Raw genomic sequence first — 22,717 nt, forward strand, 5'->3', positions numbered from 1 at the left:
CGTGTTTGATAACCCCTATCATTGGTGATTATCAGGGCGCACGTCATAATGCCCGCCGCCACGAATTTTTGCAGAGTCTAGGGAGCTAGCTTGTCTACGCCTGTCGAACCCTTGCGTTTGCTGCTGCTGGCCGATGAGCCCGCGTGGGCAGCGTTATTGCGCGAGTGCCTGGCGCCGATGGGCGATGGGGCTGTGCTGATCAGTGCGCCAAACTGGGATTCCGTGAGCCGTCTGTTCGATGACGACCACAGCGCGGTGCTGTTGACCACGCCCAGCCTGCAGCCCGGGCCTGGCCGTTGCAGCCTGCCCTGTGTGTTGCTGCTGGAGCAGGAACCCCTGGTTTCGCCCCTTGGCGTCAGCGACTGGCTGGTGCGTGATGTATTGGACGCCGATACATTACGCCGCTGCCTGCGGCATGTCCGCGAGCGTGGCGTGCTGGAAAACACCCTGCAACGCTTGGCCGAACAGGACCCGCTCACCGGTATCGCCAACCGCCAGGGCTTCCAGACCCTGCTGACCGCACGCCTGGCCGAGAATGAAGGCCGTGGCCTGGCCCTCGGTCACCTGGACCTCGATAACTTCCGTCACGCCAACGATGCCCTCGGCCATCAGGCTGGCGATCGGTTGATCCTGCAAGTGGTGTCGCGGCTCAAGAGCCAGCTCGAGGTCGGCGACCAACTGGCGCGCCTGGGCAGCGACGAATTCGCCCTGCTGATCGACACCCGCCGGGCGCCCCAGCGCGCCGAGTGGATGGCCGAGCGCATCACCGAAGTCATGGCCGAACCCTACTGGGTGGATGGCGAAAGCCTGCTGATCGGTTGCAGCCTGGGAGTGGCGCATGCCCGCGCCCGCGCCGGGGCCGACCCGCTGATGTGGCACGCCCATATCGCCATGCAGCAAGCCAAGAGCACCCAGGGCTGCACCTTTCATATCTTCAACGAACGTATCAATCGCAACGCGCGCAGCCTGGCCGACCTGGAAAGCGAGCTGCGCCGCGCCTTGCGGCGTGATGAGCTGGAGTTGCACTACCAGCCGCGCCTGGACTTGGACGACGGGCATATCGTCGGCCTGGAGGCCCTGGTGCGCTGGCGTCATGGCGAGCGTGGCCTGTTGCCGCCGAGTGAATTCGTGCCCCTGGCCGAGCAGAGTGGCCTGATCGTGCCGTTGGGCTACTGGGTGATCTCCCGGGCCCTGCGTGACATGCAGGACCTGCGTGAACGCGGCCTGCCGCCGCTGCACATGGCCGTCAACCTGTCGTTCCGTCAGTTCCAGGACAGCCAGTTGCTCTCGACCCTCAGCCGGCTGATTGCCGAGCGTGGGGTGGAAGCGCAATGGTTGGAGTTCGAACTCACCGAAACGGCCGTGATGCGTCGCAGTGACCTGGTCAAGCAAACCATGGACGCCCTCGGTCGCCTGGGTGTGCGGTTCTCCCTGGATGACTTCGGTACAGGCTTCTCTTCGTTCGTGCACCTCAACAGCCTGCCGATTGCCTTGTTGAAGATCGACAAGAGCTTTGTCGGCGGCATGGAAGAGCGCGAAGAGAACCGCAAGCTGGTGCATGCCATGATCAACCTGGCGCACAACCTCAACCTGGAGGTGGTCGCCGAAGGTGTGGAAACACCGGAGCAACTGGCGCTGTTGCGCTTGTTTGGCTGCGACCAGGCCCAGGGCTATCTGATCAGCAAGCCGTTGCCGCTACCGGAGCTTGTGGAGTACCTGACTTTCGGTAAAGGCCAGCAGGCCTTGCTGGGTTGAGTTGCGAACCCAATCAGCGGTGGGCGCTGGCTTGCCTGCTCCCACACCGACCGCTGACATCCTTCAGTCCGGCTGGGCCGCGTGCAACGTGCTGTAGGTTTCAGGCTCTCGCCGAATCATCCGCTTCATCTTCGCCTCAAACGCCCAGGTCAGGCTGACCGCCGCGCACGCCAGGCCCAGCGCCAGCCCCCACCACACGCCAGTCGGTCCCCAGCCCAGGGTGAAGGCCATCAGCCAGGCCGACGGTGCGCCGATCAACCAGTAGCAGCCCGCGCCGATCAGAAAGGTGGTCTTGGCGTCTTTGAGCCCGCGAATGCAGCCCATGGCGATGGTTTGCACGCCGTCGAACAGCTCGAACCACGCGGCGACGGCCAGCAGGCTGACGGCCAGGACGATCACATCGTGGAACGCCGGGTCGTTGTGGTCGATGAGCAGTCCGATCAGCGGATCGGAAAACAGCCACAGCATCGCGGCAAATCCCAACATCACCGCCGCGCCGAATCCTATGCCGACGCGCCCGGCCAGGCGTGCCTGCAGCAGTCGCCCGGCGCCGTAATGCTGGCCGATGCGCATGGTCACCGCATAGGACATCCCCGCGGGCACCATGAACGCCACCGAGACGATCTGCAGTGCGACCTGATGCGCCGCCAACTGTGTGCTGCCCATGGTGCCCATGCACAGCGCCGCAAAGGCAAACAACCCGACTTCCACCGCATAGGTGCCACCGATCGGCAGGCCCAGGCGCCACAACTCGCGCAGATACTGGGTATTGAGCCGCAGCAGGCCGGTGCTCAGCGGGTAGGCAGCATAGGTACGGTTGCGGTGGATGTACCACATCAGCGCCAACGCCATGCCGTTGGCGACGACGGCCGTGACCAGGCCGATGCCCATCAGGCCCAGTTTCGGCAGGCCGAACATGCCTTCGATCAATGCATGGTTGAGCAGGTAATTAGCCACTGCACCGCCGAGGCTGATCACCATCACCGGCTTGGCCTGGCCAATCGCGCTGGTGAAGCCGCGAAGGGCCATGAAGCTCAGGAAGCCAGGCAGGGCGAACGGCAGGATCGTCAGGAATTGCCCGGCCGAGTGCACATTGGTTTCGGTCTGGCCGAACATCAGCAGCAGCGGCTTGAGGTTCCACAGCAGCAAGCCTGCGGCCAAGGCCATCAGCCAAGCCAGCCACAGCCCGGCCTGGGTCAGGCGGGTGGCGCCTTCGATATCGCCCGCGCCGTGACGGATGGCCACAAGGGTGCCCACCGCAGCAATTACGCCAATGCAGAAAATCGACACGAACGAATAGCTCGCCGCGCCCAAGCCGCCACCGGCCAAGGCTTCGGGGCTAAGGCGGGCCATCATCAGGGTGTCGGTCAGCACCATCAGCATGTGCGCCAACTGTGAGGCAATCAACGGCCCCGACAGCCGCAGAATGGCCCAGAGTTCGGTACGTGCCGGATGCTGCATGATCATCACACTCGAAAAGTCAGAAGGTTGCGCAAGGGTTGATTCTCAGCGCTCCCAGCCCAATGCACAAAGGGATAAAAGCGATTGCTCGCATGAGTAAAACTCATGCTGAATGAATCTGGTACGTTACCGCATTGCCTGTAGGAGTCTTCCCAGATGTCGCGTCGTCTTCCTCCGCTGTATGCCCTCCGTGCGTTTGAGGCGGCATCCCGGCACAACTCCTTCACCCGCGCGGCGGAGGAGTTGTCCATTACTCAAAGTGCGGTGAGCCGACATATCCGCACATTGGAGGAGCATTTCGCCTGTCGCCTGTTCCAGCGCAGCGGCCGCACCCTGCAGCTCACCGAAGCTGCACGCCTGCTGTTGCCCGGTGTTCGCGAAGGTTTCGCCGCCCTGGAGCGGGCCTGCCATACCCTGAATGCCGAAGATGACATCCTGCGCATGAAGGCGCCGTCGACACTGACCATGCGTTGGCTGCTGGCGCGGCTCAGTCGTTTTCGGGCGTTACAGCCGGGCAATGAAGTGCAACTGACCAGCGCCTGGATGAACGTGGACGAGGTGGACTTCAACCAGGAGCCGTTCGACTGTGCGGTGCTGCTGAGTTTTGGGCACTTTCCGGCGGACTGGGAGGCCAGTTATCTATTCCCGGAATTTCTGATTCCGGTTGGCGCCCCCAACCTGTTGGCGGATGGGCCCTGGGATGCCACACGCCTGGCCACCGCCGAATTGCTGCACCCCACGCCCGACCGCCGCGATTGGCGCAATTGGCTGGATCGCATGGGGCTGTCTACCCAGGTGTCGCTCAAGGGCGGGCAGGTATTCGACACCCTCGAATTGGGCATGATCGCCGCCGCGCGGGGCTATGGCGTGTCCATGGGCGACTTGCTGATGGTGGCCGAAGACGTCGCCCAGGGACGGCTGAGCCTGCCTTGGCCAACCGCCGTGGCCAGTGGCGAAAATTACTACTTGGTGTGGCCAAAAACCCGTCCTGGCGGCGAGCGTTTGCGGCGTTTGGCGGAGTTTCTGCAGGCGGAAGTCAAGGCCATGGAATTGCCCCGTGTCGAACGCCTTGATTGAGCGACGGCAAACGGGTCATGCAATCGTTTGCGTGATACCCCTGTGATTCGCTCAAGTATTGCCTCGTCCAGCCGAAGTAGGAGTGTTGGAACCATCGTGCACCAACGTTTCCCACTAGATAATTTGCCGAGCAGCGCTATGAGATCAGGATGATCCTGGCCTCGGCCAGGAGCCTTCATGTCTCAACCTCGCGCCCGGATAGCCTCACAACTAGGCCTCGCACTAGCGGTGATTCTGGCTGTCGTCATCAGCGGCAGTACCGTGTTTGCCTTGCGTTCGCTCGACTCCGCCAACCTCGACACCCGAGAGGAACACCTGGCCAGCGAGGCGCGTTTGCTCGCCGACCAGCTCAACACCTTCCACGGCACCTTGCGCGAAAGTACCCAGCGTTTGAGCGGGTTGTTTGAAAAGCGCTTCGGCGCCGGCTTGAGCATGCGTGCTGACCAGCCTGTGACCGTGGCCGGTGTGCAGACACCCAGCCTGTTCCTGGGCAGCGACGTGTTGAACAACGATTTCAGTGAGGTCGATGAGTTCAAGGACACCTCCGGCGGCGTGGCCACGGTGTTCGTGCGCAGCGGTGAAGACTTCATCCGCATCAGTACATCGCTGACCAAGCAGGACGGCAACCGCGCCATCGGTACCGCCCTGGATCACCAGCATCCGGCGTATCAACGCCTGCTCGCCGGACAGAGTTACGTCGGCCGTGCGGTGCTGTTCGAACGGTCCTACATGACCCAGTACACCCCGGTGCGTGATGCGGCCGGCAAAGTGATTGCGGTGCTGTTTGTCGGCTTCGACTACACCGATGCCCAGAACGCCCAGTTCGAAAACCTCAAGCGCTTCCGTATCGGCAAGACCGGTTCCCTGGCCTTGCTGGATGAGCAGAAACGCTGGCTGGTGCCGCCGGCCGGTGTACAAGCGCTGGATCAGGCGATTGCGGTGATGCTCGACCTGACGAAAACCCCGGGTAAGGGCCGCTTCTGGAGTGACAAGAACGAAGACTTCTACAGCGTCTCGGTGCCTTTTGAAGGCGGACCGTGGTCCGTCGTGGCCAGCCTGCCGAAGGCGGAAATCCGCGAAGTCACCTGGGCCGTGGGTATTCGCCTGGTAATTGGCAGTGTGCTGGCGATGCTGTTCGCGGTGGGCGCGGCGGTGTGGCTACTGCGCAGCAAGTTGCAGCCCCTGAGTGACCTGGTGCGTCAGGCCGAAGCCCTGGGCGCCGGCGACTTGAGCGCACGCCTGAATGTGTCCAGCCATGACGAAATCGGCCAGTTGGCGCGCAGCTTCAACCAGATGGGTGAAGCGCTGTCGACCATGGTCTCGCATATCCGTAGCGCCGCCGAAGAGGTCAACAGCCGCGCCCAGGCGTTGTCTGGTTTGTCCGGTGGGGCCTATGAAGGCATGGAGCAGCAGTCCGGCGAGATTACCAGCATGGCTGGCGCGGTCGAAGAGTTCAGCGCCACCTCGCTGAACATCGCCGACAACATGGGCAACACCGAACGCCTGGCCCAGGAAAACGCCCAGCAAACCCGCATCGGGCGTACCTCCATGCAAGAAGCGTCGTCCTCCCTGGAACACATTGCCACGGCGCTGAACAGCACCGCCACGGTGATCAACACCCTTGGCCAACGCTCCCAGGAAATCGGCGGAATCGTCGGCGTGATCACGTCGATCGCCGAACAGACCAACCTGCTGGCGCTCAATGCCGCCATTGAAGCGGCACGGGCCGGTGAGCAGGGCCGTGGTTTCGCCGTGGTTGCCGACGAAGTGCGCAACCTGGCATCGCGCACTCGCCAGGCCACCGACGAAATCTCCGGGATGATCCAGAGTATCCAACAGGAAACCGGCAACGCCATCAGCACCATGGAGCACGGTAACGTGTTGATGCAGGAAGGTCTGTCGCGCAACGCCGATGTGGCCTCCGCCCTGGCACGTATCGATGAGCAAAGCCGCTCGGCCGGCCAGCAATTTGCTGCGATCACCACGGCCACCCAGGAGCAGAGCAGCACCGCAACCTTGCTCAGCAGCAACCTGCAAAGCATCGCGCTGGCCAACAGCGAGCAGCGTGAGGTGGTGTCGAACCTGGCGATCACTGCCAAGGAACTGGAAACGCTGGCAGCGAGCTTGCGCCATGAAGTTGACCGCTTTCGTTGAAGCCTGATCTGGTCGTCACCGCAGGCTAGAGTGGGAGCGGGCTTGCTCGCGAATACGGAGTGTCAGTCAGCACCGGCTTGGCTGCCCCGTCGAATTCGCGAGCAAGCCCGCTCCCACATTTGGTTATGCGCCTGGCTTAAGTGATCGCTGCCGGCCGATATTGCAGGGCCTCCTTCAGATGATCGCGCGTGATGTCGTCCATAAGCTCCAAGTCCGCCAAGGTGCGTGCCACTTTGAGCAGGCGATGGGCCGCGCGCAAAGACAGCGTCAGGCGCTCGCAGGCAGTCTCCAGCCAGCCTTCATCGACCTTCGCCAGCTTGCAATGCTTGCGTAGCCCAGGCAGATCGAGAAAGGCATTTGCACAGCCCTGACGCCGCAACTGGCGCTCCCGCGCCTCGGCAACGTCAGCCGAAGCCTTTGCAGTGTTGTCGCCAGCCTGTTGGGCCGGATTCAGCGCAGTGGTTTCCCGAGCGACGGTCAGGTGCAGGTCGATCCGGTCCATCAGCGGCCCGGACAGCTTGTTGCGATAGCGTTGAATTTGCTCCGGCGTACAGCGACAACGCCCACTCGGTTCACCCATATAGCCACAGGGGCAGGGGTTCATCGCCGCCACCAGTTGAAAGCGTGCCGGGAAACTCACCCGGTCACGGGCGCGGGAAATCACGATTTGCCCAGACTCCAAGGGTTCTCGCAGTACCTCCAAGACCTTGCGGTCAAACTCCGGTAATTCATCCAGGAACAGCACCCCATGGTGCGCCAGGGTGATTTCGCCCGGTTGCGGCTTCGACCCTCCGCCTACCAGCGCCGGCCCCGATGCCGAATGGTGCGGCTGGCGAAACGGTCGATGGGGCCAGTGGCTCAAGGGCGCCAGGCTCACCACGGATTGAATCGCCGCGACTTCAAGGGCTTCCTGCTCGCTTAGCGGCGGCAACAAGCCGGGCAGGCGACTGGCGAGTAACGTCTTGCCGGTGCCGGGCGGGCCACTGAGCAGCAGGTTATGCGCACCGGCCGCCGCGATCAGTAGCGCACGCTTGGCCGTCAGTTGGCCCTGGACTTCACTCAGGTCCGGGTACGGTTTGTTCAAGTACAGCAAGCCGTCGGATTTGTAAGGCTCAATTGGCACCTGACCATTGAGGTGCGCCACCACTTGCAGCAAGTGATCCACCGCGATCACCTTCAGCCCCGACGCCAGGCACGCCTCCTCGGCATTCGCCCGCGGCACGATGACGGTGCGCCCGGCCTTGCGCGCCGCCAGTGCCGCCGGCAGCACGCCCTTGACCGCACGGACTTCGCCGGACAATGCCAGCTCCCCAAGGCACTCCACGTCATCGAGCATCAGCGCCGGTACCTGCGCACTGGCGGCCAGGATTCCCAGGGCAATCGCCAGGTCAAAACGCCCGCCGTCCTTGGGCAGGTCGGCGGGCGCAAGGTTGAGGGTGATGCGGCGGGCGGGGTATTGCAGGGCGCAGTTCAGAATGGCGCTGCGCACGCGGTCCTTGCTTTCCTTGACCGCTGTTTCTGGCAACCCCACCAGCGTCAGGGACGGCAGACCATTGGCCATGTGCACTTCAACAGTGACAGCGGGGGCTTCGACGCCGATCTGGGCGCGGCTGTGGACGATGGCGAGGGACATGCTCGTTCCTTGAAAAATGGACGCCGCTTCCTGCGGTTTTTTAAAGGTAGTCGAGGGATTGCAGGCGCAACGGTTCAGACTTTTACAGGACGTATCAACGTGCAAAGGCGTCGGGGTACTTATCCAGGTAGGCACCGTTGAGTTGCGTGTCGGGTGCACGCATGAATGCGCGGAAGTCCGGGATCAGGAACACCAGCAACGACAACCCCAGCACCATTGCACCCAGGGACGTCATGGTGAGTGCGACGCCGAGCTGTGTAATCAGCCCACTCATGGCGAAACTGCCGAGCGGGCTGGCGGCGGCCGACAGGAATGACACGGTGGCGAAGATTCGATTGCGATGCTGCTTGGGGGTGGCAAGCAACCTGACGGCAGAGGTCGGAATGTTGATCAGCATCAGGCCTACCCCACCGCAGAAAAATGCCAGCGGTACGGCAACCATTGATGAGAGCGTGCCGGCCAGCCACATATTGCCCCCCAACAGTGCAAAGCCCGCCGCGACACAGAAGTCGCGGGGCACGCGTTCGGTCAGCCAGCCGGTGATTTTGTAGCTGCCTGCCAGGATGCCCAGGCCGAAACAGGCGTCCAGCAGGCCGAGGTAGGTGACCGGGTAGTGGATGATCGTTTTGACGTAGAGGGGCAGCAGGATGGTAAAGAACGGAAACAGGGCAAAGTTGACGAGCATCGCCACGAGGGCAAGGTAGAACTCGACCTTGACGCCGTAAACGGCCTTGAATCCCGAGTACATCATGCGCAAGCCGGTGGCTGACGGAGCATGTTCACCTGGGGCGCTGGCACCGAGGTGAAGTGGAATCGATGCAATCAACATTGCTGCGCCAAGCATCGCAAAGAAGTCGATGGTCAACGCCAGCGTGGTGCCGAAGCTGAAAATCAAGGCGCTGGCCAGGATCGGTCCGAGCAAATTGGATATGGACGAGAGCATGCTTTTGGTGCGAACGGCCAGTGAGACCTGATCGTCGCGTGCAAACAACGGAATAATCGAGGATTGCAGCGGGTCGCGTACGCCCGCGACGGCACTGCTGAGCAGCATCAGGGCGCCAACGCTCCATGGGTTGAACAGTTGCGTAGCGGACAGGACAACCATCAACAGCGTGGTCACCAGACTGGTGAGGGAGGCCACCCTGAGGATCAGAACCTTGTTGTACTTGTCACCCAGCCAGCCTAGCAGGGGGCGGGCCAGCACCTGCGCCGCGATGGCGCAGGCGATCATGTTGGCGAAGGCGAGCGCAGAACCGGTTTGCTGCAAGGTCCACCAGGCTACGGCCAGCTGGTTGCAGCGGCCACCGAGCACCACCAGCAAAAAGCTGAACTGTATTTTCAGCAGGCGCCGGTCAAGGTCCGGCAAGTACCCCACGGACCCCTTGATGTCGGTTATTCGGTCGGCGGGTTCAACCGCGCTTCGAGCTCAGCGACTTTTGCTTCGAGGCTTTCCAGCCGTGCACGTGTGCGGGCCAGCACGACCATCTGGCTGTCGAATTCTTCGCGGCTTACCAGGTCGAGCTTGCTGAAACCGCTTTGCAGCAATGCCTTGAATTGGCTTTCGATTTCATTGCGGGGCAGGGGCGTGTCACCGCTGAACAGGCGTGAGGCATGGCCGCTCAGGGCGTCGAGGAGGTCTTTGGGCGCAAGCATGGGGAATATTCCGGAAAACTGTTGGCCGGCAGTGTATCACGCAGCGTCTATAGTCCTTTTCACGTCCTTGTGCGCACGGTTTTCGCGCAGGGGGTCGGGCGGACGCGCACTGTTTTTGTGCGCATTGATGCCACCTGAAAGCCCCATAGGTGGGGATAAGTGGGCAAAGGACTGATTTCAGTGATTTTTACGGAGCTGGCAAGGTTTCTGCTTAGACGATCATGACCCATGCACTGATGCAGTCGCTGTGACGAATGCAGTGCGCCGACGGATCAGGGGTACAGGTTTCGTCACCAGTGGTTCGCTGGCGTCGCAAAGGCAAATGCCGAGGCGACGACGCGTTACAAAGCCAGGCACTGCGCTTAGACTTGAGACGGGTTTGTTTTCCTGGGGCAAGTCCACCAATTCGGGAGAGAGTTTTCATGAAGCTAGTCACTGCCATCATCAAGCCGTTCAAGTTGGACGATGTACGCGAGTCGTTGTCCGAGATCGGCGTGCAGGGCATTACCGTTACTGAGGTCAAAGGCTTCGGTCGGCAGAAGGGTCACACCGAGCTGTATCGTGGCGCGGAATACGTGGTCGATTTCCTGCCGAAGGTGAAGATTGATGTCGCCATTGACGACAAGGATCTTGACCGGGTTATCGAGGCGATAACCAAGGCCGCCAACACCGGCAAGATCGGTGACGGCAAGATCTTCGTGGTCAATCTGGAACAGGCTATTCGCATCCGTACCGGCGAAACCGATACCGACGCAATCTAAGCCGCCAAACCCCAACGCCCCAGGAGAAAACAATATGACTCTGCGTAAATTCGCAGGGCTCGGAGCCCTGTTGTCCATCGTAATGCCAAGCCTGGCCATGGCGGCAGACGAAGTGGCTGCTCCAGTCCTCAATTCCGGCGACACCGCATGGATGCTCACATCCACTGCGTTGGTGCTGTTCATGACCATTCCAGGCCTGGCGCTGTTCTACGGCGGCATGGTGCGCTCCAAAAACATTCTTTCCGTGATGATGCAGTGCTTCGCCATTACTGGCCTGATCAGCGTGTTGTGGGTCATCTATGGCTACAGCATCGCGTTCGATACGACCGGGATGGAGCAGGGTGTCGTCAACTTCAACTCCTTCTTCGGCGGCATGGGCAAGGCGTTCCTGGCGGGCGTTACCCCGGCCAGCATCACCGGGCCGGCAGCGTTGTTCCCGGAAGCGGTGTTCATCACCTTCCAGATGACCTTCGCCATTATCACTCCGGCGCTGATCGTCGGTGCCTTCGCTGAGCGTATGAAGTTCTCTGCGATGCTGATCTTCATGGCCATCTGGTTCACCTTGGTCTATGCGCCGATCGCGCACATGGTCTGGAGCGGCAACGGTGGCCTGCTGTGGGACTGGGGCGTGCTGGACTTCGCTGGCGGCACCGTGGTGCACATCAACGCCGGTGTGGCTGGCCTGGTGGCGTGCATCGTGCTCGGCAAGCGCAAAGGCTTCCCGACTACCCCGATGGCACCGCACAACCTGGGTTACACCCTGATCGGCGCCGCCATGCTGTGGGTGGGTTGGTTCGGCTTCAACGCCGGTTCCGCTGCTGCGGCCAACGGCACTGCCGGCATGGCGATGCTGGTCACTCAGATCGCTACCGCTGCGGCGGCGCTGGGCTGGATGTTCGCCGAGTGGATCACCCATGGTAAGCCAAGCGCACTGGGCATCGCCTCGGGTGTGGTAGCCGGCTTGGTAGCCATCACCCCAGCCGCTGGCACCGTGGGCCCAATGGGCGCCCTGGTGATCGGCCTGGTTGCCGGTGTGATCTGCTTCTTCTGCGCCACCAGCCTCAAGCGCAAGCTGGGCTACGACGACTCCCTGGACGCGTTCGGCGTGCACGGTATCGGCGGTATTGTCGGTGCGATCCTCACCGGTGTGTTCGCAGCCCCTGCACTGGGCGGCTTCGGCACCGTGACTGACGTGGCGGCACAAGTCTGGATCCAGGCCAAGGGCGTCGGCTTTACTGTGATCTACACGGCTATCGTGACCTTCATCATCCTCAAGGTGCTGGATGCGGTCATGGGCCTGCGGGTGACCGAAGAAGAAGAGGCCGTCGGCCTCGACCTGGCGCAACACAACGAGCGCGGCTACAACTTGTAAGTACGCGAAAAAAAGATGCCCGGCTTGCCGGGCATTTTTTTGCCTGGCGTTTGTCAGTCATAACAAGCTGTGTCGGTTTTTGCGCCCAGTTTGTAATGGGACGCACCTGGCACTTTTCCGCCTGCCAATGTCTTACAGGCATGTAGGCGTATTCGGCACTTTGTTTTTTCCCAGAGCGCGCTAGAATGCGCGCCGATGGGCGGAGAACTCTATGTGGCAACAGACCCTGATTACCCTGCGGGCCAAGCCCCGGGGCTTTCACCTGGTGACCGAGGAGTTGCTGGCCGGCTTGCCTGAATTGAAGGCCTGTCGCGTGGGCCTGTTGCATTTGTGGCTGCAGCACACCTCGGCCTCGTTGACCGTCAACGAGAATGCCGACCCGGCGGTTCGCCGTGACTTCGAGCGTTATTTCAACTCGCTGGTGCCGCAAGGCCGCGCAGGGTTCGAACATAACGACGAAGGTCCGGATGACCTGCCGGCGCACTTCAAGGCCAGTCTCCTGGGCTGCCAGCTGAGTTTGCCGGTGAAGGCCGGCCGCTTGGCGATGGGGACCTGGCAAGGTGTTTATCTGGGCGAGCACCGTGATCATGGCGGTGCTCGTAAAGTCCTCGCCACCTTGCACGGTGATGGGGCATAAGCCACTGGTTATCCAGTGGATGTTGATTTTTTTCCAGCAACCGTCGACAGAGGGTGAAGCTGGGCTATAACTAATCTGCTTTTCGCAAGTCATGAGGTAGAACATGAGCGACGATGATCTGGAAAACGACGAACTGGAAGTAGGTGACGAAGACGACACCGAAGAAGGTCTTGAAGCGGCGGCGGAAGACGTTGCTGACGACGACGGTGGCGATGATGCACCGGTTCCGGCTGCCAAGGGCAAAGCCAAGGCGGCTGTGTCGGTAGATGAATTGCCGAGCGTTGAGGCCAAGAACAAAGAGCGTGATGCCCTGGCCCGTGCGATGGAAGAGTTCCTCGCTAAAGGCGGTAAAGTGCAGGAAGTCGAGGCTAATGTGGTCGCAGACCCACCGAAGAAGCCGGACAACAAGTACGGCAGCCGACCTATCTGAGGTCAGTCACCTGCTTGTAGGAAAAGCCCGCCGTCGCTGCGGGCTTTTTCATGCCTGAAACAAATTCTCAAGCTTCACCCCCTATCAACGTGGGAGCGGGCTTGATCCCACTTATTTTGATCTTCGGCGTTACTGCCAGCTCTGCAGCAAGGGCGGCAACTCGTTCAGGCTACGAATCTCTGCATCCGGGCGTTTGTGCCCTTCCCACACCTTGCCCGTCGGGTTGAACCACACTGCCCGCAGCCCCGCCTGCTGCGCCCCGGCGATGTCATCCCCGGGATGATCGCCAATATGCACCGCCGCACTGGCATCCACGCCACCACGCTGCAACGCCTCCTGAAACAACCGCGCATCCGGCTTGGCGATGCCGATATCTTCAGCGCGCAAGGCAAAGTGAAAGTAATCCGCCAGGCCCACACGCTGCACATCGGCATTGCCGTTGGTGATCACCCCCAGCAAAAAGTGCTGGCGCAGGGCTTGCAGCATCGGCTCGGCTTCCGGGAATATCGTGAGCTGGTGACGTGCATGGATGAACGCCTCGAAACACACATCCGCCATTTGCGTGGCTTGCGGCTGTGGGTAACCGGCTTCTTCAAACGCCTGCATCAACACCCGGTGGCGCAGGATGCTGATGCGGTGTTTGAGCTCGGGATGCCGTTGCAGCACTTGCTGACGCAGGCTGGCGAAATGCTCCAAGGGCAGATCGCCTACCTTGGTTGCATGGGTGGCCAGCCATTCGCGCATCGACGCTTCGGCGTTGATGATGACGGGTACGTTGTCCCAGAGCGTGTCGTCCAGGTCGAAGGTGATCAGCTTGATACTCATGAGTCGCCGCCCTTGATGCGTTTGGCCCGTGGATGGGCGCTGTCGTACACCGTTGCCAGGTGTTGGAAGTCCAGGTGGGTGTAGATCTGTGTGGTCTTGATGTCGGAGTGGCCGAGCAGCTCTTGAACCGCGCGCAGGTCCTGGGACGACTCCAGCATATGGCTGGCAAAAGAGTGCCGCAGCATGTGGGGATGCAGGTTCTGCCCCAGCTCGCGCTCGCCGGCGGCTTTCACCCGCACCTGAATCGCCCGGGGCCCCAGGCGTCGGCCTTGCTGGCTGACAAACACCGCGTCATCGGCCGGGTTGGTCAGCAGGCGCAGCGGGAGCCATAACTGCAGGGCTTCGCGCGCTTTGCGGCCCACCGGCAGGACGCGGGTCTTGCTGCCCTTGCCGAGTACCTGCACCAGGCCGTCCGCCAGGTCCAGTTGATCGAGGTTCAGGCCGGTCAGCTCCGACAAACGCAACCCTGATGAGTAGAACAGCTCCAGGATCGCCTGGTCGCGATGGGCCAGGAAGTCGTCCTCGACGGCGCCATCCAGCAATTGCAAGGCACGGTCGGTGTCCAGGGTCTTGGGCAGGCGTCGCTCACCCTTGGGCGGCGACAGGCCGTTGGCCGGGTCGTGATCGCACAGGCCTTCACGGTTCAGGTAGTGATAGAGCCCGCGAACCGCCGAGAGCAGGCGCGACAGGCTGCGCGAGGATTGCCCTGCCTGGTGCAGCCGTGCGATCAGGCTGCGCAGGCTCTGGATATCCAGGGCCTTCCAGCTGCTGATCCGTTGTTTCTCGCAATACGCCAGGACCTTGTTCAGGTCCCGCCGGTAGGCTTCCAGCGTGTGGGGCGACACCTGGCGCTCGTTGCGCAGGTGAGCGCAGTAAGCGTCCAGTTGCCGTTCCATGGCTAGCGCACCGCGCGCAGGGCGGTGGTGAAGCGCGGCAGGACGCGGCCCAGCACTTCGGCGATGTAGGTCAAGAACAGGGTGCCGACTGAACTCTTGTAGTGCTGAGGATCGCGGCTGGCGATCGCCAACACGCCGTGCAGGCCTTGATGGCTGAGGGCGACCACGGCGGTGGAGCCGATCTGTTTGCGCTGCTCGGCACCAAACAGGAAGTCCAGCTCATGCTCACGCAACGTGCCGCTGATGGTCTTGCCTTCGGACAGCAGCCCGCCGATGGCGGTTTGGGCGTCGCTACCACTGACCCAGCGGCCCACCGGCATCGGGTTGTCACTGAACAGGATCAGGCTCACGAACGGCACCTGGAAGTCCTGGCGCAGGCTGTCTTCCACGGCGATCACCGTTTCTTCCAGGCTGGTAGCGTCCATCAGGGTCAGGATCAGGCGGCGGGTCTTGTCGAACAGGCGATCATTGTCGCGGGCGACGTCCATCAGGTGCGAAAGCTTGTGGCGCATTTCGATATTGCGCTCGCGCAGGATTTTCATCTGCCGCTCCACCAGCGATACGGTATCACCCCGCTGGTGGGGAATACGCAGGGCTGGCAGCAACTCTTCGTGCTCGACGAAGAAGTCCGGGTTAGCCTCAAGGTACGCCGCGACGGTAGCGGCCTCCAGGCTGTCGCTCGGGGTTGCTTGTGCGGGTACTTGAGGCTTATCGGTCATTGGCTTGACTCACTCATAGACGGACCTGTCCTTCGTATACGCGCGAGGCCGGCCCGGTCATCATCACCGGGTGGCCAGGGCCTGCCCACTCGATGGACAAGCGTCCGCCGGGCAGGTCGATCAGCAGTGGCGAATCCATCCACCCCTGGCTGATCGCGGCCACGGCCGCGGCGCAAGCACCGGTGCCGCAGGCCTGGGTTTCGCCGGCGCCGCGTTCCCACACACGCAATTGCGCGCGGGAACGGTCGATCACCTGCAGGAAGCCCACGTTGACCCGTGCCGGAAAGCGCGGGTGGTGTTCGATCTTTGGCCCCAATTCATGCACGGGCGCGTTGTTGATGTCGTTGACCCGCAGCACCGCATGGGGGTTGCCCATGGACACGGCTGCGATGTCGACGGTCTTGCCGTCAACGTCCAGCGCATAGCTGGCGGCCTGCTCGGAGGCCTGGAACGGAATGTCCGCAGGCACCAGGCGTGGCTCGCCCATGTTGACCCTGATCTGGCCGTCGCTGCGGATATCGAGCTCGATGACGCCGCTTTTGGTCTCGACGCGAATCTGCCGCTTGGCGGTCAGGCGCTTGTCCAGCACAAAGCGTGCGAAGCAGCGCGCGCCGTTGCCGCACTGTTCCACTTCGGACCCGTCGGAGTTGAAGATCCGGTAACGGAAATCCACCTCTGGGTTGCTCGGCGCCTCGACGATCAGCAATTGGTCGAAACCAATGCCGGTGTGACGGTCGCCCCACTGTTTAGCGTGTTTGGGCAGGATATGCGCGTGCTGGCTGACCAGGTCGAGGACCATGAAATCGTTGCCCAGCCCGTGCATCTTGGTAAAACGCAGCAGCATGGCTTACTCCGGCAGCAGGCTTTCGCCAGCATACAACTCGGCTACCGTCTCGCGGCGACGCACTTCAAACGCTTGATCACCGTCCACCAGCACCTCGGCGGTACGTCCGCGGGTGTTGTAGTTGGAACTCATGACAAACCCGTAGGCACCGGCCGAATGCACGGCCAGCAGATCGCCTTCTTCCAGTGCCAACTGACGATCCTTGGCCAGGAAGTCGCCGGTCTCGCAGATCGGGCCAACGATGTCATAGGCGCGGGCTTCGCTGTCGCGAGGTGTCACGGCGGTGACATTCATCCAGGCCTGGTACAGCGCCGGGCGGATCAGGTCGTTCATCGCCGCGTCGACGATGGCGAAATCCTTGTGCTCGGTGTGCTTGAGGTACTCGACCTGGGTCAGCAGCACGCCCGCGTTGGCGACGATATAACGGCCCGGCTCGAACATCAGCGTCAGGTCGCGGCCTTCGATGCGCTCGCGCACGGCTTGGATGTAGTCCGCAATCAGCGGCGGCTCTTCATCGCGGTAACGCACGCCCACACCGCCGCCCAGATCGATGTGGTGCAGGTAGATGCCGCATTCGCCGAGGCGATCGATCAGCGCCAACAGGCGATCGAGCGCATCCAGGAACGGTGGCAGGCTGGTCAGTTGCGAGCCGATATGGCAGTCGACGCCCAGCACTTCCAGGTTCGGCAGTTGGGCTGCGCGGATGTACACATCTTCGGCGTCGGCGATGGCGATGCCGAACTTGTTCTCTTTGAGACCGGTGGAAATGTACGGGTGGGTACCGGCGTCGACGTCCGGGTTGACGCGCAGGGAGATCGGCGCGCGAACGCCCATCTCGGCGGCCACGACTTGCAGGCGCTCGAGTTCGTCGGTGGATTCGATGTTGAAGCAATGCACGCCGACTTCCAGGGCGCGGCGCATGTCTTCGCGGGTCTTGCCCACGCCGGAGAAGACGATCTTGTCAGCCTTGCCGCCGGCAGCCAGTACACGTTCCAGCTCGCCACGGGAGACGATGTCGAAACCAGCGCCCAGGCGCGCCAGGACATTCAGTACACCCAGGTTGGAGTTGGCCTTGACCGCGTAACACACCAGGTGCGGCACGCCATCGAGCGCGTCGGTGAACGAGCGATACTGGGCTTCGATATGCGCACGGGAATACACATAGGTCGGGGTGCCAAAGCGCTCGGCAATCGCGGACAACGCCACGCCTTCCGCGAACAGCTCGCCGTCCCGGTAGTTAAAAGCGTCCATGGAGTTCCCTTATTCGTAGGTGTCGTGCTTATGCGCTTTGGCTGGTTTTTGCGACGATTGAGCCTGTTCATTCGGGTCTTTGCTGTCATCGGGCAGGTACAGCGGGCCTTTTTGACCACAGGCACTAACGAGGCAAGCGACCGCGACGAGCGCAGCAAGGGAAGAGATCAGGCGCTTCATGGCGAAATCCTTGAATATGCATTAATTGCGCCCGAGTATACCGACCACCCGCCAGCTTGCCTATGCGCTGGAATACCCGTCCGGCGGGGGTTTGCCGAGACAGTTGGGAAGCGGACTACGCTGGTTGAGGATATTTCACGCCGTCAATCGTGTTGAAATCGGTATCCTTTGCAATCGGCGGGGCTCGCCCGTATCGTGCGGCGCTTGAGCAAAACCAGACACTTTTGAGGTTGCCACAATGAGTTTGACCGAAGCCCGTTTTCACGACCTGGTGGATTCGACCCAGCAGGCGCTGGAAGATATTTTCGACGACAGCGGCCTGGACGTGGACCTGGAAAACTCGGCCGGCGTGCTGACCGTCAAGTTCGAGAACGGCACCCAACTGATCTTCAGTCGCCAGGAGCCGTTGCGTCAGTTGTGGCTGGCTGCACGTTCGGGCGGTATCCACTTCGACTACGACGAAGAAAGCGGCAAGTGGCAATGCGACAAAAGCGAAGAGCTGCTGGGTGAAATACTGGCGCGCCTGGTCCTGGAACAAGCCGGCGTCGAGCTGGACTTCGACGAGATTTGACCGTGGCCCAGCCTGTCGCCGTACGTCCGCCGAAACCGCTGTTCAGTAATGTCAGCCCGGCGGTGCCGTCACCTTGTATCAGTTTGTGTCGCCTGGACGAGCAGAAGGTCTGCCTCGGGTGCTTTCGCCACGTGGAAGATATCCGTGAATGGCGCTCCGCCGACGATGCCCGGCGCCGAGTGATCTGTGCCGAGGCTGAGCAGCGTCGGGCCAACGCCTGAGGCCGTCTTGTTTATTTGTGACGCTGTGGTAGTGTCCGGGTACGCCTCAACTCATCGAGGCCCGTGAGAACCCCGCCTTTTCCTGGCGGGGTTTTGCTTTTTTGTGCAGAAAAAAGGAGTCTGCCTGAATCATGACCACCGCACCGTCCATCATCCTCACCCGTCTTGACGTGCAGCGTCTGGAGCAACTGATCGACCGCCTGGGCGACGAATCTCCCGGCGTCGAAGCGTTGCAAGCCGAACTCGACCGCGCCGAAGACGTGGTTGGTCACGATGAAGTGCCTGCGGGTGTCGTGACCATGAACTCCAGCGTGCATTGCCGTGAGCAAGGCAGCGGCAAGGACTACCACCTGACCCTGGTCTATCCGAAAGACGCGAACGCCGACGAAGGCAAGATCTCGATCCTGGCGCCGGTAGGCAGCGCCCTGCTGGGCCTGCAAGTGGGCCAGCATATCGACTGGCCGGCACCCGGCGGCAAGACCCTCAAGCTGGAGTTGCTCAGCGTGGAAGGCCAGCCCAAGGACGGCGGTGCCTTCCCTCTTTAAATCTGGCTCAGTGCCTCGTTAAGCGACAGCTCAAGTTCGGCCTTGTAACGCAGGTACAGGTTGCTTGGGCTTTGCACATCGCCGAGCAGGCCGGAGAGGTCGAGGTCGGTGATGTAGCAGCGGTAACGTTCGACTTCCCGGCGTTGCCCGACGATTTCCTGGGCGACCACTGCAAACAGCTGGTCGCCAAACTCAAGCTCGGAAAACTCCCGCTGATTGCAATACAGGGTGATCCCCACCTGGCCCGGCGCTGCCTTGCCGATAATTGCCTGCACGTCATAAAACGGTTTGTTCGCCGGGTTCAACGGCGCAGGCCGCGGCTCGATGCCGCGCGCGCGACCACTGCCCGACGGCAATAGCTGGTAATACAGGATCTGCACTGCGCCCAGCGGCTCTTGCGGGTCCAGCGGCGACAGCGCGTCCCGGCGATAAATGATCGACTGCAAGAAGCGCTGCAAGGGCGCCAGCAGGCTCTGTTCATCATGGAACGGCAAGTGCTGCTGCCAGAGCGCGTTGAATTCATCCAGCACATACAGCTCGGCGAACCCTTCGTTGACCCGGTAGAACACCTGCACGCAGTCGGCCAGGCCCATCGGCAGCAGCAGTGCCAAGTCATGGTCCTCCAGGGCCATGGCGTCCAGGTGCAACGGGCTGTAGCTGGCCAGTTCTTCGCTGAGGTAGGCGATCAGCGCATCCTGGGTCGCCAGTGACACATGGGTGGCCTGGCCTGGCATCAGTTCCATGACGTGATAGTGCTGCTGCACCTGGAGCAAATAACGGTGGTTGCCCTGACCCAGCAGCAGGCTCTGCGCGGTGTCGAAGATTTCTTCCACACGCTGGGCAATGAATTGCGCACGGTTGTGACAGAAGCAGCGCACGCGCAGGCGTGGCAGGTGGTCTGGCGGCAACTGGTTGAGGTAGTCGCGCAAGCAGTCGAGCAGGGCGTGGGGGCCGTCGTAGCGGCTGACCATCACCTCGTTCCAGCTATTGAGCGTGACCTGGTCCAGGGTCAGCACCAGGTTATCGCGCACACCGGCGTAACTCAGGGAGTCGGTGCGCTCGGTGGTCATCAGGATATTCAGGTCGCGGTGGTGCTTGAGGGGGTCGACGCCGACGTTGATCAGCAGCAATACCTCCTCGGGCACCGCCGAGCGCAGCAGGCGGATTTCATCAACGCTGGCCAGGGGCAGGGCGATGGTTTGTTGCAGGCTGCCCAGCAGGTTGAACAGCTCGAACTCAGTCATGTCGCTGGTGCCGGGGTGCAAGGCCAGGCGCGTGCTGCTGTCGATCACGCCGTTGCGATGGCACCAGGTGAGCATCTCCAGCAGATCGCGGCTGCGCTTGATCGGCGCGAAGTGCTCCCATTCCAGGGCCGTGAGGTTGCCGTTGTACAGCCCCCAGTGGTGCTGGCCCGGCTCCTTGCGGTTAGGCGATTGCACCAGGGTCAGGGTGTCTTCGGCCAGGTCCGGGGCAATGCCCGGGTTGATGAACTCGACTTTGCCGGCCTTGCGTTCGAACGCGGCGTACAGGCGTCGACCCAGCACATTGAGGTCGCGCTTGTTGATCAGGCTGACGGTCTGTTCGGTCCGTGCGAACTGGGTCAGGAAGCGATAACTGTAATTGAGCTCGCTGACCAGTGCCCGGCGCTCGGAGGCCACCTGGCGCACCTTCCATTGGCTACGGCTGTCCAGCAGCGCCAATTGGCGCTGGTCCCAGCCCCATTCGTGGGCCAGGCGCTCCAGTAGCAGCCTTTGCCAGCTGGTGGTGCGCTGGCCGGCACTGAGCTTGCGATTGACCTTCAGGTACAGCGCGCGCCGCACCAGTTCCAGGCGCTCGGGCTCGTTGCGGGCCTTGAGGTATTCCTCGATGCGGCGGTACACCACGATGTAAGGGTCCAGCTCGTCCAGGTCCATCTGGTTGGCGAATACCGCACGCTTGAAGCGCAGGCTCAGGCACTGCACGTTCGGGTGTTCGCTGGCGTAGACCTCGGTCAGCAGCAGCTTGAGCACCGATTTGTAGGGCGACTCGATGCCCTTGAACAGTTGCCACAGCCCGGCGCCGATGAATTCGCCCGGGGGGATGCGCGCCAAGTGGCCAAGGTCCAGGGTTTCATCGGCGCGGATAAAGCGCTTGGAAATCAGCGTGTGGGTGAATTCGGCATAGCGGGTCTCTTCATACACCGGCACCAGCCACCAGATCGGCGTACGCCCGGCCAGCCAGATGGCGGTGCGGTAGAACTCATCCAGCAGCAGGTAATGCTGGGTGGTGCCGCAATCATCGGAACTCAGTTGCGTGTCGCGCTCACCGAGCACAAAGCGTGTCGGTTCGATCAGGAAGAAGTGCGCCTCGGCGCCCATGGTCAGGGCCCAGGCTTCCAACAGCTGGCATTTCTTGCGCAGTTCGGCCAGCTCACTTTCAGTCAGGTCCGCGGCGTGGCAGACCCACACGTCCATATCGCTCTGATCGGCTTGGGCCAGGGTGCCGAGGCTGCCCATCAGGTACAGGCCGTGGATAGGCCGCGGCGGGTTGCCGTGGCGCGGCTTGTAGGAGAACGAGCGGGTCAGGCGCTGGGCTTCTACCAGGGCTTGCGGGTCGGGCTCGAAATTCGACAGGCCTGCTGGTGTACTGCCCGATACATAGCCGGGCAGCAGCGGGTGGTTGACGTGGAAGAACAGCGGCAACAGGTTCAGCACGCTTTGCTGGCGCGGCGTCAGCCCCTCGACGGCCCGGGCCATACGGCCTTCGTTGAGGGCCATGAATCGCGCGCGCAATTGGGCCAGCACCTTGCGGTCGATGCCTTCGTCCAGGTCGGGGCGGATTTCATGGGTGCGGGTCATGTCGAGGTCGGTGGCTCGCAGGGCCCGACGTGGGCGGCCGTGTAGGAGTTTACAGCCAGTAGCGTAGGAGGTTTAGAGGGAAATGGATTTTGACGTCAGAATTTTCGCACATTCACAGCAACGCCCTCGGAATCCGCAAGGGGCGGACTCCATGGGCGGTATCAGGTGTCAGGCGGCTTCTTTGGTACTGGCAGTGGTCAGGATGGTCAGCAGGGTTTGGGCTTGCTCGGCAGCGTCCCGGCCAAGGCTGGTCAGGTAGCCCCCGTCCGGCTGGTCGATAAGCCCTTTCGCATGGAGGCGCTTGGCAGCGGCGATGGCAGTGGGCGCGGCGGTCTGGTGGACTTTCAGACCTTCCTGGGAGCTGCCCAGGTTGAAGAGTGCAAGGATTTCCAGTTCGGCAACCAACTCAGGGGTATACGACATAAGGACTCCAGACTTTCTAAGAATTTATTAGAGGCTAGCAGGCCATAAGGTGAACGCACTTTGCCGAACTGTCCAGCGTGTTGCTGCACCCTGGGATTATTGCTTTTGCGCAGGCAGTTCCGGCAGGGCGCGCAGTGCAGTTTCATACCATTCGGTATTGAAGGCGCGGTCCTCTTCCAGCAATGCGTCGATTTCGACGGCGAGCACGTGGGCCATCATTTGCAAGATGTCTTCACGCTCGTAACCGACCAGTGTCAGCTTGTTGAAGGTCGCTTTGGCCGCTGGCGGGTTTTCGCTTTCGATCTGATTCTCGATTGCTTCGATCAGGGTGGTTTCGGTGAATTCTTCTTCGTCGTTGTCGATATCGGTCGGCTCGCTCATGGCAGGCTCCTTAAGGAAAGGGCGCCAGTCTACCCCCATTCAAGCGGGTGATGCTGCTGGTCAAGGCAAGCGCCGGGATCTATAACACTTG

General features: G+C 61.8%; 23 protein-coding genes. 10 read left to right on the forward strand and 13 right to left on the reverse strand.

The window, feature by feature from the left end:
• Window positions 1-90: 90 nt before the first annotated feature.
• A complete protein-coding gene (locus tag CQ002_RS01470) occupies window positions 91-1,755 on the forward strand; it encodes a bifunctional diguanylate cyclase/phosphodiesterase (RefSeq protein WP_034110249.1) in 1,665 nt (554 codons plus the stop codon).
• 63 nt (window positions 1,756-1,818) lie between these two features.
• Here the strand turns inward: CQ002_RS01470 and CQ002_RS01475 are convergent, their stop codons facing one another.
• Window positions 1,819-3,222: a NorM family multidrug efflux MATE transporter gene (locus tag CQ002_RS01475; RefSeq protein ID WP_034110248.1), complete on the reverse strand. Its 1,404-nt coding sequence runs from the start codon at window positions 3,220-3,222 to the stop codon at window positions 1,819-1,821.
• Between the two features lie 150 nt (window positions 3,223-3,372).
• On the opposite strand from CQ002_RS01475, the gene CQ002_RS01480 reads away from it, so the two are divergent.
• Window positions 3,373-4,293 (forward strand): LysR substrate-binding domain-containing protein, encoded by a 921-nt coding sequence (locus CQ002_RS01480; RefSeq protein WP_034110247.1) that lies wholly within the window; start codon window positions 3,373-3,375, stop codon window positions 4,291-4,293.
• Between the two features lie 177 nt (window positions 4,294-4,470).
• Complete coding sequence (locus tag CQ002_RS01485; RefSeq protein ID WP_098467570.1) at window positions 4,471-6,447, forward strand: methyl-accepting chemotaxis protein; 1,977 nt, start codon at window positions 4,471-4,473, stop codon at window positions 6,445-6,447.
• A gap of 136 nt (window positions 6,448-6,583) precedes the next feature.
• On the opposite strand, the gene CQ002_RS01490 is transcribed toward CQ002_RS01485, so the two are convergent.
• From CQ002_RS01490 to CQ002_RS01500, 3 genes are all read right to left on the reverse strand, one after another.
• Window positions 6,584-8,080 (reverse strand): YifB family Mg chelatase-like AAA ATPase, encoded by a 1,497-nt coding sequence (locus CQ002_RS01490; protein ID WP_034110245.1) that lies wholly within the window; start codon window positions 8,078-8,080, stop codon window positions 6,584-6,586.
• 94 nt (window positions 8,081-8,174) lie between these two features.
• Complete coding sequence (locus CQ002_RS01495; protein WP_052211163.1) at window positions 8,175-9,446, reverse strand: MFS transporter; 1,272 nt, start codon at window positions 9,444-9,446, stop codon at window positions 8,175-8,177.
• Between the two features lie 26 nt (window positions 9,447-9,472).
• Window positions 9,473-9,733 carry an accessory factor UbiK family protein gene (locus CQ002_RS01500; protein WP_034110243.1) on the reverse strand — a complete coding sequence of 87 codons (261 nt, stop codon included), beginning with the start codon at window positions 9,731-9,733 and terminating at the stop codon, window positions 9,473-9,475.
• Window positions 9,734-10,155: 422 nt separating this feature from the next.
• Here CQ002_RS01500 and glnK point away from each other — a divergent pair, with 422 nt between their 5' ends.
• From glnK to sutA, 4 genes are all read left to right on the forward strand, one after another.
• The gene (gene glnK, locus CQ002_RS01505) at window positions 10,156-10,494 is read left to right on the forward strand and encodes a P-II family nitrogen regulator (RefSeq protein WP_002555808.1); all 339 of its coding nucleotides are present in this window, start codon (window positions 10,156-10,158) and stop codon (window positions 10,492-10,494) included.
• A gap of 34 nt (window positions 10,495-10,528) precedes the next feature.
• The gene (locus CQ002_RS01510; protein WP_034110242.1) at window positions 10,529-11,866 is read left to right on the forward strand and encodes an ammonium transporter; all 1,338 of its coding nucleotides are present in this window, start codon (window positions 10,529-10,531) and stop codon (window positions 11,864-11,866) included.
• A gap of 211 nt (window positions 11,867-12,077) precedes the next feature.
• On the forward strand, window positions 12,078-12,503 hold the full coding sequence (locus tag CQ002_RS01515) for a secondary thiamine-phosphate synthase enzyme YjbQ (protein ID WP_034110241.1): 426 nt from the start codon (window positions 12,078-12,080) through the stop codon (window positions 12,501-12,503).
• 103 nt (window positions 12,504-12,606) lie between these two features.
• A complete protein-coding gene (sutA, locus tag CQ002_RS01520; protein WP_015886504.1) occupies window positions 12,607-12,933 on the forward strand; it encodes a transcriptional regulator SutA in 327 nt (108 codons plus the stop codon).
• Between the two features lie 129 nt (window positions 12,934-13,062).
• Here the strand turns inward: sutA and CQ002_RS01525 are convergent, their stop codons facing one another.
• Genes CQ002_RS01525 through CQ002_RS01550 form a run of 6 tightly spaced genes read right to left on the reverse strand, consistent with a single transcriptional unit; the run spans window position 13,063 to window position 17,648 of the window.
• Window positions 13,063-13,758: an HAD family hydrolase gene (locus CQ002_RS01525; RefSeq protein ID WP_034110239.1), complete on the reverse strand. Its 696-nt coding sequence runs from the start codon at window positions 13,756-13,758 to the stop codon at window positions 13,063-13,065.
• Window positions 13,755-14,654 carry a tyrosine recombinase XerC gene (xerC, locus tag CQ002_RS01530; protein WP_034110237.1) on the reverse strand — a complete coding sequence of 300 codons (900 nt, stop codon included), beginning with the start codon at window positions 14,652-14,654 and terminating at the stop codon, window positions 13,755-13,757. The genes CQ002_RS01525 and xerC overlap by 4 nt, the downstream gene beginning before the upstream one ends.
• A gap of 2 nt (window positions 14,655-14,656) precedes the next feature.
• On the reverse strand, window positions 14,657-15,373 hold the full coding sequence (locus tag CQ002_RS01535; RefSeq protein WP_034110236.1) for a DUF484 family protein: 717 nt from the start codon (window positions 15,371-15,373) through the stop codon (window positions 14,657-14,659).
• A 13-nt stretch (window positions 15,374-15,386) separates the two neighbouring features.
• Complete coding sequence (gene dapF / locus CQ002_RS01540) at window positions 15,387-16,217, reverse strand: diaminopimelate epimerase (RefSeq protein WP_105163047.1); 831 nt, start codon at window positions 16,215-16,217, stop codon at window positions 15,387-15,389.
• Window positions 16,218-16,220: 3 nt separating this feature from the next.
• Complete coding sequence (lysA, locus tag CQ002_RS01545) at window positions 16,221-17,468, reverse strand: diaminopimelate decarboxylase (protein ID WP_034110234.1); 1,248 nt, start codon at window positions 17,466-17,468, stop codon at window positions 16,221-16,223.
• Window positions 17,469-17,477: 9 nt separating this feature from the next.
• Window positions 17,478-17,648, reverse strand: coding sequence for a lipoprotein (locus CQ002_RS01550; RefSeq protein ID WP_034110232.1), 171 nt, complete (start codon window positions 17,646-17,648; stop codon window positions 17,478-17,480).
• Window positions 17,649-17,886: 238 nt separating this feature from the next.
• Between CQ002_RS01550 and cyaY the strand changes: the two genes are divergently transcribed.
• From cyaY to rnk, 3 genes are all read left to right on the forward strand, one after another.
• Window positions 17,887-18,219: an iron donor protein CyaY gene (gene cyaY / locus CQ002_RS01555; RefSeq protein ID WP_034110230.1), complete on the forward strand. Its 333-nt coding sequence runs from the start codon at window positions 17,887-17,889 to the stop codon at window positions 18,217-18,219.
• A 2-nt stretch (window positions 18,220-18,221) separates the two neighbouring features.
• On the forward strand, window positions 18,222-18,440 hold the full coding sequence (locus CQ002_RS01560; RefSeq protein ID WP_034110690.1) for a DUF1289 domain-containing protein: 219 nt from the start codon (window positions 18,222-18,224) through the stop codon (window positions 18,438-18,440).
• Window positions 18,441-18,571: 131 nt separating this feature from the next.
• Complete coding sequence (gene rnk, locus CQ002_RS01565; RefSeq protein ID WP_010207444.1) at window positions 18,572-18,985, forward strand: nucleoside diphosphate kinase regulator; 414 nt, start codon at window positions 18,572-18,574, stop codon at window positions 18,983-18,985.
• Here the strand turns inward: rnk and CQ002_RS01570 are convergent.
• The 3 genes from CQ002_RS01570 to CQ002_RS01580 all read right to left on the reverse strand — a co-directional run bounded on the left by CQ002_RS01570 (window position 18,982) and on the right by CQ002_RS01580 (window position 22,626).
• Window positions 18,982-21,822, reverse strand: coding sequence for a class I adenylate cyclase (locus CQ002_RS01570; RefSeq protein WP_034110228.1), 2,841 nt, complete (start codon window positions 21,820-21,822; stop codon window positions 18,982-18,984). The two genes, rnk and CQ002_RS01570, sit on opposite strands and share 4 nt — an antisense overlap.
• A gap of 168 nt (window positions 21,823-21,990) precedes the next feature.
• The gene (locus CQ002_RS01575) at window positions 21,991-22,245 is read right to left on the reverse strand and encodes a TIGR02647 family protein (RefSeq protein ID WP_025857453.1); all 255 of its coding nucleotides are present in this window, start codon (window positions 22,243-22,245) and stop codon (window positions 21,991-21,993) included.
• A gap of 96 nt (window positions 22,246-22,341) precedes the next feature.
• Entirely contained in the window at window positions 22,342-22,626 is a 285-nt protein-coding gene (locus CQ002_RS01580) for a hypothetical protein (protein ID WP_034110227.1), read from the reverse strand.
• Window positions 22,627-22,717 lie beyond the last annotated feature (91 nt).

This window comes from Pseudomonas sp. MYb13, assembly GCF_002980075.1.
Taxonomy (GTDB): Bacteria; Pseudomonadota; Gammaproteobacteria; order Pseudomonadales; family Pseudomonadaceae; genus Aquipseudomonas; species Aquipseudomonas lurida.